15 protein-coding genes are annotated in these 14,057 nt (G+C 71.1%); 9 read left to right on the top strand and 6 right to left on the bottom strand.

The window, feature by feature from the left end:
- The first annotated feature begins 17 nt into the window (after window positions 1-17).
- A complete protein-coding gene (locus ACFXG1_RS20085) occupies window positions 18-1,208 on the top strand; it encodes an erythromycin esterase family protein (protein ID WP_384743882.1) in 1,191 nt (396 codons plus the stop codon).
- A gap of 61 nt (window positions 1,209-1,269) precedes the next feature.
- Here the strand turns inward: ACFXG1_RS20085 and ACFXG1_RS20090 are convergent, their stop codons facing one another.
- Complete coding sequence (locus ACFXG1_RS20090; protein ID WP_384716089.1) at window positions 1,270-1,617, bottom strand: PRC-barrel domain containing protein; 348 nt, start codon at window positions 1,615-1,617, stop codon at window positions 1,270-1,272.
- Window positions 1,618-1,862: 245 nt separating this feature from the next.
- Window positions 1,863-2,690 (bottom strand): MOSC domain-containing protein, encoded by an 828-nt coding sequence (locus tag ACFXG1_RS20095; RefSeq protein ID WP_384716086.1) that lies wholly within the window; start codon window positions 2,688-2,690, stop codon window positions 1,863-1,865.
- Between the two features lie 452 nt (window positions 2,691-3,142).
- Between ACFXG1_RS20095 and ACFXG1_RS20100 the strand changes: the two genes are divergently transcribed.
- The 6 genes from ACFXG1_RS20100 to ACFXG1_RS20125 all read left to right on the top strand — a co-directional run bounded on the left by ACFXG1_RS20100 (window position 3,143) and on the right by ACFXG1_RS20125 (window position 7,774).
- Entirely contained in the window at window positions 3,143-3,484 is a 342-nt protein-coding gene (locus ACFXG1_RS20100) for a hypothetical protein (protein ID WP_384716083.1), read from the top strand.
- Window positions 3,485-4,011: 527 nt separating this feature from the next.
- Entirely contained in the window at window positions 4,012-4,329 is a 318-nt protein-coding gene (locus ACFXG1_RS20105) for a hypothetical protein (protein ID WP_384716080.1), read from the top strand.
- A 110-nt stretch (window positions 4,330-4,439) separates the two neighbouring features.
- Window positions 4,440-4,922 (top strand): septum formation family protein, encoded by a 483-nt coding sequence (locus ACFXG1_RS20110; protein WP_384716078.1) that lies wholly within the window; start codon window positions 4,440-4,442, stop codon window positions 4,920-4,922.
- Window positions 4,919-5,905, top strand: a complete 987-nt coding sequence (locus tag ACFXG1_RS20115; protein WP_384716075.1) for an ABC transporter ATP-binding protein — start codon at window positions 4,919-4,921, stop codon at window positions 5,903-5,905. The genes ACFXG1_RS20110 and ACFXG1_RS20115 overlap by 4 nt, the downstream gene beginning before the upstream one ends.
- Window positions 5,895-6,839 (top strand): hypothetical protein, encoded by a 945-nt coding sequence (locus ACFXG1_RS20120; RefSeq protein WP_384716073.1) that lies wholly within the window; start codon window positions 5,895-5,897, stop codon window positions 6,837-6,839. The genes ACFXG1_RS20115 and ACFXG1_RS20120 overlap by 11 nt, the downstream gene beginning before the upstream one ends.
- Window positions 6,839-7,774 (top strand): hypothetical protein, encoded by a 936-nt coding sequence (locus tag ACFXG1_RS20125; RefSeq protein WP_384716070.1) that lies wholly within the window; start codon window positions 6,839-6,841, stop codon window positions 7,772-7,774. The genes ACFXG1_RS20120 and ACFXG1_RS20125 overlap by 1 nt, the downstream gene beginning before the upstream one ends.
- 392 nt (window positions 7,775-8,166) lie before the next feature.
- On the opposite strand, the gene ACFXG1_RS20130 is transcribed toward ACFXG1_RS20125, so the two are convergent.
- From ACFXG1_RS20130 to ACFXG1_RS20140, 3 genes are all read right to left on the bottom strand, one after another.
- Window positions 8,167-9,237, bottom strand: coding sequence for an alkene reductase (locus tag ACFXG1_RS20130; RefSeq protein WP_384743886.1), 1,071 nt, complete (start codon window positions 9,235-9,237; stop codon window positions 8,167-8,169).
- Between the two features lie 89 nt (window positions 9,238-9,326).
- Complete coding sequence (locus ACFXG1_RS20135; protein WP_384724229.1) at window positions 9,327-10,316, bottom strand: LLM class flavin-dependent oxidoreductase; 990 nt, start codon at window positions 10,314-10,316, stop codon at window positions 9,327-9,329.
- Window positions 10,317-10,439: 123 nt separating this feature from the next.
- Entirely contained in the window at window positions 10,440-11,366 is a 927-nt protein-coding gene (locus ACFXG1_RS20140; RefSeq protein ID WP_384743888.1) for a zinc-binding dehydrogenase, read from the bottom strand.
- A 163-nt stretch (window positions 11,367-11,529) separates the two neighbouring features.
- On the opposite strand from ACFXG1_RS20140, the gene ACFXG1_RS20145 reads away from it, so the two are divergent.
- Window positions 11,530-12,258, top strand: coding sequence for a TetR family transcriptional regulator (locus ACFXG1_RS20145; RefSeq protein WP_384721634.1), 729 nt, complete (start codon window positions 11,530-11,532; stop codon window positions 12,256-12,258).
- A gap of 92 nt (window positions 12,259-12,350) precedes the next feature.
- Here ACFXG1_RS20145 and ACFXG1_RS20150 read toward each other — a convergent pair whose 3' ends face one another.
- Complete coding sequence (locus ACFXG1_RS20150) at window positions 12,351-13,130, bottom strand: hypothetical protein (RefSeq protein ID WP_384743890.1); 780 nt, start codon at window positions 13,128-13,130, stop codon at window positions 12,351-12,353.
- Between the two features lie 168 nt (window positions 13,131-13,298).
- Here ACFXG1_RS20150 and ACFXG1_RS20155 point away from each other — a divergent pair, with 168 nt between their 5' ends.
- Complete coding sequence (locus tag ACFXG1_RS20155; RefSeq protein WP_384721640.1) at window positions 13,299-13,901, top strand: TetR/AcrR family transcriptional regulator; 603 nt, start codon at window positions 13,299-13,301, stop codon at window positions 13,899-13,901.
- Window positions 13,902-14,057 lie beyond the last annotated feature (156 nt).

Genomic DNA, 14,057 nt, shown 5'->3' on the forward strand with positions numbered 1-14,057 from the left:
GCGATACCTTTGAAGGCATGGATATCGGCATCACGGACTCCGTACACCCGGTCGAGGCCGGCGCCGTCATGAAGCTGTTCCCGGCCCGGCCGCGGCTGCTGGCCCTGGGCGAACCCACCCACGGCGAGGACACCCTGCTCGACCTTCGGAACGAGCTGTTCCGGCAGCTCGTCGAGGAGGAGGGCTACCGGACGATCGCGATCGAGAGCGACTGCCTCATGGGCCTGGCCGTCGACGACTACGTCGCCTCGGGCACGGGCACGCTCGACGACGTCATGGCACACGGGTTCAGCCATGGATTCGGCGCTTCCGCCGCCAATCGCGAACTGGTGCGCTGGATGCGCGCCTTCAACCGTGACCTGCCCGCGGCCGAACGGCTCCGGTTCGCCGGTTTCGACGGTCCGCTGGAGATCACCGGCGCCGCCGCGCCCCGGGAGGCCCTCATGGCGCTTCACGGCTTTCTCGCGGCCCGGCTGGACCCGCGGCTGCTCCCCCGTACCGCGGACGAGCTCGACCGGCTGCTCGGCACGGACGCCGGGTGGATCCATCCGGCCGCCATGATGGATCCGGCCCTGTCGGCGGGCCGGTCGCCCGAGGCCCGTGAGCTGCGGCTCGTCGCGGACGATCTGGTGGCACTGCTGGACGAGCGGTCGCCCGAGCTGATCGCCGGGACGTCCCGGGCGGAGTGGGACCGCGCCCGCCTGTACGGCCGTACCGCCACCGGCCTGCTGCGCTACCACTTCTGGACGGCCGACCCCTCACCGGGCCGGATGACGCGGCTGCTGGGGCTGCGGGGTTCGATGATGGCCGACAACCTCCTCGCGATCGCCGAACGGGGCCCGGCGCTGGTCTTCGCCCACAACAGCCATCTCCAGCGGGACCTGAGCACGATACGGATGGGCGGGACGTCGCTGGAGTGGTGGAGCGCCGGCGCACGGCTGAGCGCCCTGCTGGGCGAGGAGTACGCCTTCCTGGCCACGGCCCTGGGCACGATGCGGCACCGGGGCGTGGACACCCCGCCGCCGGACACGGTCGAAGGGCTCCTGTACGCGCTCCCGGAGGACCGCTGCGTCGTCGCCGCCGGGGCCCGCCCGGCCGTACCCCTCGTCCCGCGGGTCTCGCCCTGGTTCGGCTACGCCCCGCTGGACCCGGCGCACCGGGCGGCGTACGACGGGATCGTGTTCCTCAAGGACGTCCCGGAGCACTGACGGGTGGGGCGGCCCGGCCGGACCGCCCCACCCGCGTGCCGGGGACGCCGTGCGCTTCCGCTCACATCCGCGGCCAGTAGTAGGCGCTCAGGATGTCCCGGTACCCGGGGTCGGCGTAATGGGTCTCCCGGTAGAACTCCGGCGCGGCCTTGATCTGATCCTTCGTCAGACCGACGTGCAGCTTCCGCTCGTCCGGTTCCAGCCGGGTGACCGCCCCGGCCGGTATGAGCACTTCCTTGCCGAAGATCCACGGCCCGGTGTCCACGACGAGACATGCCTCGTCCACGTCGGCGCTGTGCTTGTCGACCTTCCCGATACCGCCGTCCAGCGCCTCGACCTTGAAGCCGGTGAGGTCGGCTCCGGCGACGACACCGGCCGTGGGCGAATAGTTCCACCTGTTCTCGGTCATGACGGATTCCTCTCGTCCGGGACAACGATCCGAGACGGTGCGGTGCGGCGGCTGGCGCCGCCCGACCGCTGGTTTCGCGGGCCCGGCACCGTCTCGATCAAGCGCCTGCCCGGGCCCATCCGGATCATGCGTCCGCCGTACGGCCCCGCCCCTGCGGACGACCGGAGGGACTGGGAACGACGGGCTGGACGAAGGCGAAGCTCAAGCAGGCGACGGGGCGGAAGAAGGAGGCGGACGGTGACTCCTTACAGCTCCGACGCGCCCCAGGACGCGACGTCCACCTCGTCGCCCACGGACAGCTTGCCGGGCCGTACTACGGCGAACTTCGCGCCGAAGACGACACCGCCGGCCGCCGCGCGCCGGTAGTCGGCGAGCGTACGGAGCGGCTCGGGTCCCGCCTTCCCCGCCGTCGTCTGGTCGACGGTCGTGACCGCGCAGCGCCCGGCGAGTTTGGCGTAGGCCAGTTCCACATCGCCGATGGCGGCCCGCCGGATCAGGTCCTCCGTATGCGGCTCGTCCCACCCGTCGACGACGATGTTCGCCCGGAAGCGGTCCATGGGCAGCGGAGCGCCCCCGCGTTCGGCCATCCGCGCGTTGAGCAGCGCGAGGGACGCCCGGGAGAGGACATGGACGGCGCAGCTGTCGGCGTAGCCCGAGGTACCGGGCGTCCGGCCGTCGGTGACCCGGTGGTGCTCCGGCGGTACGCGGACCAGCCTGCACGGCGCGCCGAGGAACTCCGACAGCCATCCGGCGGCCTCGTCGCCCTGGTCGATGCCGGTGAAGGGGGCGCCGAACAGGATGACGCCCCGCCGCGCGCCGGTGGTGTCCACGGCGATGTCCACCGGGGCGAGACCGGGCCCCCGCAGCAACAGCCGCTCCCCACCCGCGCCGACCCCGGGCCGGACCAGCGCGAGCCGCGGGTCACGGCGCTGACTGCGGAACACGCCCTCGTCGTCGACGACCATGAAACTGCGGTCGTACGCGAGCCCGGCGACCGTCACATCGGCGTCGTCGGCCGGGACACCGGCACAGCCTTTGACGGGGTAATACGACAACTCGACGACCCTGGCCACCCGTCTCCCTCACCGCCGCACCTGGTCGGATCCAGCCCGACCGTACGGCCGGGCCCGAGGCACGGACAAGCGCTTTCCGGACACAGACCGATATCCGGCCAGGATCACCGCCACCGGCCCGCGCCGGACGTCATCGGTCGCGGGGCTCGGGATCCCCGTCGCACCTCACCCGGCTCTGCCGCTCCACGACTGCCACAACGTGCGGCTCCGCCCGGGACTGCGGCGCCGCCTCCTTGTGTACGGCTACCGCCATCCGGTCAAGGCGTGGCCGATCAGGACGGCGAACGCGGCCGACTACATCAGACCCCGGCCACGCGACACCTTCAACCCGCCCGCCGCCCAGCCCGTCTCCGCCCCGCCGGTGCGGGCCCGGAACGGGTGGCAGCCGAAGTCGAGCTGTTCGCGGACCGCTGGATGCGGAGTCCCGCCCAGCCGACCAGGCCGGTGAAAAAATGACGCGAACATGCGAGTTCCGGAACGAAGTACTGCTCAAGCCCTCGTTCGAGAAGCAGACCGAAGCCACCGCGGTCGAGACCGTCACCGAGAACGGACAACGCCTCCTGCGCTTCGCCATTCAGGACAGCGGCGAGACCGGGGAGCTCTACGTCACCACCGGACCGAACCCGACGGTACACAGACTCAAGATGCGAGACGGCGACCTGATCATCACCATAGACATCTCCGACTACGGAAAGCCCGTTCCCGTCTACCACCCCCACCCCGAAGGCACCCTCACCAAAGACGAACTCACCACCGCCTACGAACAAATCATCGACCCAAAACTGCGCGCCTGAGCCAGCCACCCGGGGCCGAGTCGACTTTCGCGCCAATCACGGATTCGCCCCGTCGGCCGGGTATGCGAAGTGGGTAGTTCCCTTTGATGGAGAGCGGAGGGGCGAACTTCACCACACCGCACCGGGAGGTGTCCGGGACGGCGTGGCGCCCGCAACCTCGTCAACGTTACCTGCGGTTCCGGGCCGGTGGTGCGGCCGCTGCCGCTGCAGCCTCGCACTCGTGCTGGTCATACCACGACGGCGGTCCGGCCGCGGTCCACCGGGTGGGATCCGGAGTGCGGGGCGGAGCCGGGAATCGCCGATAGGCAAGGGGATCGACATCGCAGGCGATTCACCCCCGACTCCCGTACGGGCATGCCGAGCCTTCCGGAATCAGCGCTCCACGGTGAGTGACACCTTGATCCCTCACAGGTACACCAGAGGCTTCTGGACACTCCCGGGGCATCTCCGTTGATGGCATCAGCGGACGAACCTACGTTGATGGCGCACCAACTCCATGGAACACACGTTCGACAGGGGAGATCGCGATGTTCGGGAAGACAGTGAAGCGCCTCAGCGCCACGGGAGCGGCGGCCGCCATGGTCGGAGCCGTCCTCATCCTGGGGGGCACCGCCACCACCGCCCAGGCCGACACCCGATGCGACTGGGGCACCATCCGGATCAACGGCAATCCCGGAGCCGAGCGGCCGTCGTACGCTTCCGGCCACACCCACCGCACGGGCAACCACTACGTCAAGAAGGTGACCAACACGGGTGGGAACCTCGTGGTCGAATGGTGGGCGGACCACAACGGCGGCGACGACGGCGACACTTGGGACTCGTACTACGGCACCCGGGTCTGCTGACCGAGCAGCCTTCTGAGCATTCCCGGGCGGGCCGCGTGTCGGCCCGCCCGGGCGAATTTCTGACACCCGAAAGTGAGTGCTGAATGCGCCGTTTTCCCTCGCTCCGTCTGATGACCGCCCTCACGGCCGTGGCCCTGGTCGCCGGCTGCACAACCACCAGCGCGGACGATCCGGCGGATTCGGCAAAAGAGCCGCGGAAGCAGTCCGACGCGATGAAGGGGTTACCCGAAGGCCGACCCGTCCCGTACTCGTCGCTCGCCGTCGGCATGTGCTCCAACGACGACGGTGCGGTCACCGCCGCCGACAAGGTGGGTGTCGTGGACTGCACGACCCCGCACCGCCTGGAGATCCTCGCCAAGGTCCGCATCCCCGAGGCCGCGAACGCGCCCTTCCCCGGACAGAACCCTCTGGTGAAGACGCTCACCAAGCTCTGCGACCCCGCCCTCGAACCGGTGCTGGCCGCCGCTCCCCCCGGCGGCCGCATCGGCATGCAGCTGCTGCCCTTCGACAAGGAGTCCTGGGAGAGCGGGAACCGCACCGGCTACTGCGCCGTCACCTTCCCGGAGCCCGCCACCGGGTCGGTGCGCAAGTGACCACCGGCGTCCGCCACGAACCGCTGGCACACCTCGACGGACTTGTGAAGCACTACCGCACCGCACGGGCACGCCGCCAGACCGCACTCGACCGGTTCTCCATGACGATCCCGGCCCGTTCCATCGTCGGACTGCTCGGCCCCAACGGGTCCGGCAAGACCACCGCGCTCAAGGCCCTCCTCGGCCTCATCCGGGTCGAGGGCACCATCCGCGCCTTCGGACACGACCTGCCGCGCGAGCAGCACCGGGTGGCGCACCGCATGGGCGCCCTGATCGAAGGTCCCGCGTTCACGGCGTCGCTGACCGGCGAGCACAACCTGCGACTCCTGGCCGCCCTGCACGGTGTCGGCGCGAGGACGGTCGCGGAAGCTCTCGACCTCGTCGGCCTCACCCGGGACGCGCGACGCCCCTACGCCGGCTACTCCCTGGGGATGAAGCAGCGGCTCGGTGTCGCCGCCGCACTGCTGCCCTCCCCGGATCTGCTGGTGCTGGACGAGCCGATGAACGGCCTCGACCCCGAGGCGATCCGCGACCTGCGCCCCCTCCTCACCCACCTGCGCGACGACCGCGGCATGACCGTGATCGTCTCCTCGCACATCCTGGCCGAGGTGGAAGTCGTCTGCGACCGCGTGGCCATCGTCCGGTACGGCCGTGTGATCTGCGAGGACGAACTGTCCACGCTGGTCGGCGAGGTGAGCGACCAGCTCGTCGTCCACTTGTCCGGACCCGAGTCCGAACGGGACACCGCACAGGCCGTGCTGACAGCCCGAGGCCACACCGTGACAGCCGTTCCCGGCACCGGAAGCACGACGGAGCTGCGGATCGACAGCAGTGAGAAGGCCCCCGGCATCCTCCGGCTCCTCGCCGAGAACGACATCTACCCGGACCAGGTCCACCACCGGTCCGCCTCGCTGGAGGACGCCTACATTCGCGCGATCCGCGTCGCCGACGCCGACGAGGACCGGAGCATCCATGCCCACTGACTCGGGTACGTTGCCCTGGAAGCGCCTGGTCCACGCCGAGTTACGCCGCCTGCTGGCGCCCCGGGCCGTACGACTGGGGGCGATCGGGCTCCTGGCCGCGACGGTGCTCTTCGGCCTGTCCCAGCTGATCCTCCACCACAACGACACCGCCTCCGCCTGGCGCACGGCACAAGCAGAGTTCGCCCGGGTCAAAGGAGACGCGGAGCGATACGGCCTCCCGATGACCGAAGGTGTCACTGCGCGACTGTTCTACGACGACCCCCGTTACGTCATGAGCACCCTCTCCTTCGAGGACCTGCGCACCGCCCTCACCGCCCTCGCGGTCACCGCCGTTGTCTGCGGCATCGTCGCCGGCGGCGGCGACTGGTCCTCCCGGGTCGTCCTCACGCTCGCCGCCGTCGAGCCCCGCCGCACCCGGCTGTTCTCAACCCGCGCCCTGCTCGTCACCGGGCTGGCCATGGCCGCCGCGGCCGTCATCGGCGCCCTCCTCGTCCCGCTCCTGCTGCTCGCGGCAGCCACCCGAGGAAGCACCGCCGGGCTCGACGGAACCTATTGGGCCGCCTTCGGCGGCCTCTACGCCCGCGGCGTCCTGCTCTGCGGACTGCTGGCACTGCTCGGCTACGCCCTGGCCGTGCTGACCCGCCGCACTGCGGCCGCCCTGGGCATCGCGTTCGTCTACCTGGCCTCCGCCGACCAGATCTTCGGCGGGCGGGGCCCCCGTCTCTCCGAGTACGACATGCCCGATCTTCTCTTCGCCGTCCTCAACGAGAAACCCGTCGTCCCCATGATTGAATCCGACTGCATCGCAGGTCCGGGATGCGCGGCTGCCCATGTCGATCTGACCATCGCCGACGGACTGGGCGGGGTCCTGATCTATCTGATCCCCGTCCTGGCCCTCGCGCTCTGGCGCTCCACCCGGACGGACTTGGGCTGATGACATCGACCATGCCCCTGCGCCGGCTCGCGAACGCCGAACTCCGCAGGCTGCTGAGCCCCGCCTACGTCCGCTACTCGCTCTGGGCCCTGCCCGCGCTCCTGGCCTGGTACGCGCTCGCCGCCTATCTCGGCCACGGCACCGACACCGACATCGCGTGGCGCGCGGCAGAGAAGGCCCAGCGCGAGTACATCGCCGAAGCGACCGCCCGTGGCATTCCAGCCACCGAGCACCCCAAGGTCGTAAACTTCTTCGACGACCCCCGCTACCTCTTTTCCAAGGCGGTCTTCGTCGACCTGCGGACCGTCCTCTCCGGCATCGCCGTCGCCGGCCTCGTCTTCGGCATCCGAAGCGGCGGGGCCGACTGGTCCTCACGCGTCATGCTCACACTCGCGGCCTCCGAACCCCGCCGCCCCCGGCTCTTCGCCGTACGCGGCTCCCTGCTGGCCCTCACCACAGCCGTCATCACCATCACCGCAACCGCCGTCCTGGTCCCCCTCCTGGCCCTCACCGCCCACCAACGGGGCACACTCGCCGATGCCGACGGGGAGATCTGGCGAGTACTCGCTCTGATCACCCTCCGAGGAGCGCTGCTCATCGCTCTGATCACCCTCCTCGGCTACTGCCTGGGCATGCTCGCCCGTGGAACAGCACTGGCCCTGGGCATCACACTCGGCTACCTGGTCGCAGCCGAACAGCTCTTCCAGGAATATGTGCCGTCGCTGACCGAGTACCACTTGTCCGGCATCACCTTCGCCGCGCTCAACGAACGGCTCCTGCTGGGAATCGACCGCACCGACTGCATCGGAGAAGTCGCCTGTGTCGCGATGCGCCAGGGCACCACAGGAGTCCAGGCATTCACCGCCCTCGCCCTCTACCTGCTGCCACTGGCAGCCGCAGCGTACTGGCGATTCGCCCGGCGCGACATCGGCTGAGACGAGCATCAAAGGGGTGTTACCTGCACTGTCGGAAGTGAACGGGTAATCCAGGAGGCCTGCTCGCGTCACATCGGCGGCTCGTCGCTGAAGGGCGGCTGGGCGACGGCCAGGATCCGGTCCACCTCGGCCCGGCGGCCGGTGAAGGCCGCCACATCCCGCGGCAGTGTCCCGCACCGCGGTCAACGGTGCGGGCGCCGGCTGGGTGATGTACTGATCCCGCCCGGCCACGTAACCCTGCGCACTACGAGCCTGGAAGGGTGCAAGCTCCAGGCCGTCCCGTGAATGATCTTCGAGTCACGACGAACACCCGGGCGGTTTGTCCGGACGACGACCGCCGACGGGATCCTCGACGAAGTCGCCGCCCACTGGCGACGCATCTCCGAAGCAGATCACTCGGCGAGCGCCGGGTAGTCGGTGTAGCCCGCCGCTCCGCCGCCGTAGAAACCCTCCTGTCGTGGTGTGTTGAGCGCGGCGCCGATCCGGCAGCGGGTCACCAGGTCGGGGTTGGCGAGGAAGTCCCGGCCGAAGGAGACCAGGTCGGCGCCGCGGGTGAGGGATCCGGCGGCGGCGTCGGGCTTGTCCCGGTCGGCGGGGAGCGGGGTGACCATGAGGGCCGTGGGCCACAGTTCCCGGATCGCCGGGTCGAGTTCCGTACCGGTCTCGCCGTGGTGCAGATACGCGATCCCCAGCGGGGCCAGCGCGCGGACGAGCGCCGTGTAGGTGCCGTACGGGTCCTGCTCCGTCAGACCGCCGAACGGGTTGGACGGCGAGATCCGTACCCCGACCCGGTGGGGGCCGACGGTGTCGGCGACGGCGCGGGTGATCGTGGTGGTGAGGCGGATCCGGCCCTCGGTGTCGCCGCCCCAGCGGTCGGTGCGGAGATTGGCGTTCTCCGCGAGGAACTGGTGGAGCAGATAGCCGTTGGCGGCGTGGATCTCCACCCCGTCGAGCCCGGCGGCCACCGCCCGGCAGGCGGAGCCGACGAAGCCGTCGACCAGTTCCCGGATCGCGCCGTCGGTGAGCGCGTCGGGGACGACGGCGGGCACCCGCCCGCCGGAGGTGTGAACGAGTGCTTCGGCGGCCACCGCCGAGGGGGCGACCGGCCGGACCCCGCCGGGCAGGAAGTCCGGGTGGGCCAGCCTGCCCGCGTGCATGAGCTGGAGGAAGACGCGCCCGCCCGCCGCGTGCACCCCGTCCGCGACCCGCGCCCAGCCGTCCTGGTGGGCGTCGGTGAACAGGCCGGGCGCTTCGGGGCCGATGGCCCCGGCCGCGACCGGGTGGGTGCCCTCGGCGACGATCAGCCCGGCCGAAGCGCGCTGCGCGTAGTAGGCGGCCATCAGCGCGCTCGGGGTGCCGTCGGCGTCCGCGCGGGCACGGCTCATCGGGGCCATGACCATGCGGTTGGGCAGGGTGAGATCGCCGAGCCCGATGGGCTCGAAGAGGGCGGCGGGCGCGTGCACGGTCTTTCCTTTCCTTCGGTACGGGACCGGGCCCCGGGCTACAGGGCCGGTCCTTCGGTACGGGGCCCGGTCCCCTGGTACGGGGCCGGTCAGAGCTTCCAGGCCTCGGCGAGCAGTTCGTAGGAGCGCAGCCGGGCGTCGAAGTCCCACGCCTCGCCGATGATCATCAGCTCGTCGGCGCCGGTCCGCTCCACCAGACCCTGAAGGCCCCGGCGGACGGTGTCCGGGGTGCCGACGTACGACTCGGCGAGCATGGCGTTGACGGTCAGCGCCTCCTGCGGCGACCAGAGCGCGTCGATGTCGTCGACCGGCGGCCGGAACTCCATTCCGCCCCGGAAGTGGAACAGGAACTTCTGCTGCATCGAGCTGAAGATCCGTACGGCTTCCTTCTCGGTGTCGGCGACGACCGCGTTGGCCGCGACGATCGCATACGGCTTCGCCAGCGCCGCCGATGGCCGGAACCCGGCCCGGTACAGCTCAAGGGCGGGCAGCAGCTGGTCCGGCGAGAAGTGCGAGGCGAAGACGAACGGCAGCCCGTCACGGGCGGCGAGGGCCGCGCCGAAGGTGCTGGAGCCCAGGATGAAGACGGGCACTTCGGAGCCCTCGCCGGGGATCGCGCGGACCTTGCGCTCGGCGCTGCCGGGGGCGAGGTAGCCGCGCAGTTCGGCGGCCAGCTCGGGGAAGTCGGCGCCGCTCTGGTGCTCGCGCCGCAGGGCGCGGGTGGTCCACGGGTCGGTACCCGGGGCGCGGCCGATACCGAGGTCGATCCGGCCCGGGTGGTAGGCGGCGAGGGTGCCGAACTGCTCGGCGACCACGTAGGGGGCGTGGTTGGGCAGCATGACGCCGCCCGCGCCGACGGTGATCCGCTCGGTGGCGGCGGCGACCTGTCCGATGATGATCGAGGTCGCGGAGCTGGCCATCGCCGGGGTGTTGTGGTGCTCGGAGATCCAGAAGCGGCGGTAGCCGTACGCCTCGGCGGCGCGGGCCAGCGCGACGGTGTTCTCGAGGGCCTCGGCGGCGGGGGCGCCGGTGCGGATCGGGGAGAGGTCGAGGACGGAGAGGGGGATCGGGCGGTTCATATCCGTTTCTTTCGGGGGTGGGCGGGGCCGGTGGGCCCCGGGGGGGGTCGGAAGGGGTTCGGGGCCCGGTTCCGGTGGGGGAACCGGGCCGTGGCCGTCATGGGGCGGCCTCGTGGCGACCGGTCAGGACAGATCCAGGACGGCCTTGCCGGCGAGCCGGCTCTCGCGTACGTCGTCGAGGACGGTCGCGGCGTCGGACCAGTCGCCGCGCCACGCGATATGCGGACGCAGCCGTCCGGCGGCCGTCTCGGCGGCGAGCCAGGTGAGGTCCCGGCCGACGCCGCCGCCCGCCATCTCGAAGAAGGTGACGATCGAGCGGTTCTGCCGGGCCGGGTCGGCGAGCAGCGCGCCGGGCTCGAAGACGGTGGAGCCGCCGGAGGCCGCGCCGGTGAGGACGAGCGTGCCGCCCTCGCCGAGCGCGTCGAAGTACGCGGCGAGGTCGGGCCCGCCGACCTGGTCGAGCACGCCGTCGACGGGACCGCTGATCCCGTCGGGTCCGGTGACGACCTCGTGGGCGCCGAGGGCGCGCAGTTCGCCGGCGAACTCCGGCTTGCGGGCGGCGGCGATCACCTGCGCGCCGCCCCGGGCCGCGAGCTGGACGGCGAACCGGCCGACCGCGCCGGACGCCCCGGTGATCAGGACCCGGCGGCCCAGGATCGGCCCCAGGGCGCGCAGCGCGCGCAGCGCGGTCCCGGCGGAGACGGGCAGGGTGCTCATCGCGCCGGGGTCGGCCCCCTCGGGGACGGTGCCGATCAGATCGGTGTCCACGGCGCGCAGCTCAGCCCAGCCGTCACTGAGGCCGAGGGTGGTCACGGGCGTGCCGGCCGCCGGTCCCGAGCCGTCGGCCGCGGCCCGCTCGACCACGCCCGCGGCGTCCCAGCCGATGACCGCGCCGTCGGGCGCGCCGGGAAGGATGTAGCGGAACTCGGCCGGGTTGGGCGAGATGGCCGTGACCCGGACGAGCGCCTGGTTCGGCGCGGGGACGGGGTCGGGTGCTTCGGCGAGCCGCAGCCCCCCGGGGGCGGAGCTGTCGGCGATCAGGGCGCGCATGGGATTCCTCCTGATGGGTCGATCTGGTCGTACGGACGGCCACGGCTGGGCGACCACAAGGGCCGAGCCGAGAAAATGCCACTTGGTGACATGTGCCTATGAGGGGCAAACACTCCGGAGCCGCTGACGTATTCCGGGGGCGGCTCTGCCTACACTCGCCGGTATGACGACGGCGGCCGGAGCGGCGGAGGAGAAGGGGCTGCCGCTGCGCGAACGCAAGCGGCTGCGCACCCGGCGGGCCCTGGTCGAGACGGCGCTCACGCGCTATGCGCGGGACGGTTTCGACGAGACGACCCTCGACGACCTCACCGATGACGTGGAGATCTCCAAGCGCACCTTCTTCCGCTACTTCAGCTCGAAGGAGGATGTGGCCCTGGCGCCGGAGAAGGAGTTCTGGGCGGCGTTCCTCGGCGTCCTGGCGGAGGCCGGGCTGTCCGGGCCCGTCCTCGACGTGATGCGCCGGTCCCTGATCACCGCCCTGGAGCGGATGGACGACGCGTGGGAGCGGCGGTTCGCGGAGAGCCGCAGGCTGGTCGAGCGGACTCCGGCGCTCGCCGCGCACAGCCTTCTGCACTGCGCGGAGACGACGGACGCCGTTCTGGCGCTCCTGACGGAGCGGCTGGGTCCGCTGACGGCGCGGGACGCGCTCCCGACCGCGCCCGGGACGGACGAGTTGCGGCTGCGGATCGCCCTGGAGATCACCGTGGCGGCCTTCCGGTGCGCGCTGCACGCGTGGTCGGCCGGGCCGGCCGACGCCGGACGGCCGGAGCTGATCGCGCTGACCGACGGCGCGTTCGCGGCCGTACCGGGAAGTCTCGATCTGACGGCCCGCCCGGCGCGGGACCCCGAGACCCGGCCGACGCGGGACCCGGAGTCGCGGCCGGGACCGTGACCCGGAGACCCGGCCGGAACCGTGACCCGGAGACCCGGCCGGAACCGTGAGGGGGTTCCGGCCGGGACCGGGCGAAGGACCCGTACCGCGGATCAGATCTGCGGCTTCGGGTGCGGCGGGGACACGTCGAACGACGAGTGCGCGCCACCGAGCGCCCGGGACTCCGGCAGCCAGGACGAGATGATCAGGCTGGTCCGGTCCATGAGCTGCTCGGCACCGAGCGCCTCGGGCAGGAAGCGACCGAAGGCGTCGAGACGCTCCAGGTACTCCAGGCCCTTGGAGACCGCGACGGCCTGGTCGGCGTCGCCGGACTTCTCGGCGACGGTGAGGATGCCGATCTGCTTCTCCTCCGGCTGGAACATCAGCCAGACGCTGGACAGGCCGCGCTTCTCGGCCTCGTCACGGATGGCGGGCCACACCTCGGCCAGCAGCGCCTCGACGTCACCGCCGGTGTAGGAGTAGCGCTCCAGCCGGTTGACGTGGTGCGCGGTGGCCATCGGCTTGAAGTCGTGGGCGCCGGTGACCTTCCAGTAGTGCTTGTCCACGCCCGGGAAGCGGGACCAGAACTTCACACCGGGCTCGGGGAAGAGCTCCTCGTTGGTGAAGTGGTTGTAGTCGAGGACGTTCTCCCAGGTGTCGAAGAGGTAGCGGCCACCGATGTACTTCACACCCGTGGCCGGGTCGAAGCGCAGCGGGGTGTACTTGTGCCGCATACCGGGGCGGATGTCCATGTTGGGACGCTCGCGCTCCAGCATGTCGACGATGTCCTGCGTGGAGTAGCGGTCATCCAGGGGGAAGTCGGAGGTAAAGGCCGCCTCCGCCTTGATCGGGCCGGTCTCGTAGCCGCGGACGTCCATGATGCTTCCTCTCACTTTCTGTGATTTTCCGTCGCTTTCCGACGGTGCGTAGTGATGAGCGCACGCTCCGGCCTCGCAACCGGACCGCTCGGTCATGTTCTGAACCGTAGCACAACATGACCGACCGGTCCGGTTAGACCTCCGGCAATGTGACCGATCGGTCCGGTTATGTACGATGGGGGCATGACGAGAGCCGACGCCGTGCGCAACAGACGCCTGCTGATGGATGCCGCGACCGCCGAGTTCGCCGAGAACGGGATGGACGTGTCGATCACCCGAATCGCCGCACGCGCCGGGGTGGGCAAGGGCACCGTGTTCCGCCACTTCGACACCAAGGAACAGCTGCTGGCCGAGATCTTCAGCGACCGCCTCGACGAGCTGGTCGCGGCCGGGGAGCGGCTGGCCGCGGCGGACGACCCCGGGGCGGCGCTGCTGGAGTTCATGACCATCGGCACCGAGATCCAGGCGCGCGACCGCTCCTTCTGCCAGGCCGCCGCCGTGCTCTCGCGCTGCGAACCCACCGTCCGCACCTCGCGCGAGCGCCTCGCCGACGTAGCCGGCACCCTCGTCACCCGGGCCCAGCACGCCGGGGCGATCCGTGACGACGTCACGGGCCTCGACATCGTGCTCCTGCTGAGCGCCGCGTCCCAGGCCGTGCTCAGCCTCGGCGACGAGACCCCGGGGCTCTGGCGGCGCTATCTGTCCATGATCTTCGACAGCCTGACCCCCGGCGCCGCCCGCCCGCTCCCGGTCCCCTCCCCCACCCGCGCCCAGTTCACGGGCTGAGCCCGGCGACCGGAACCGAGCCGCGCGCGAGCCGTACGGGATCGCGCGCGGCTAGTGCTGCGACCGGAAAGGTTCACCGGCCCGCGACGCCCGGCACGGCACCTCGCCGCGTTGTCGGACCACGCAAGTACGTCCAGTACGAGCCGTGGACCTCCG

It is taken from the genome of Streptomyces sp. NPDC059248, from assembly GCF_042753905.1.
GTDB lineage: Bacteria > Actinomycetota > Actinomycetes > Streptomycetales > Streptomycetaceae > Streptomyces.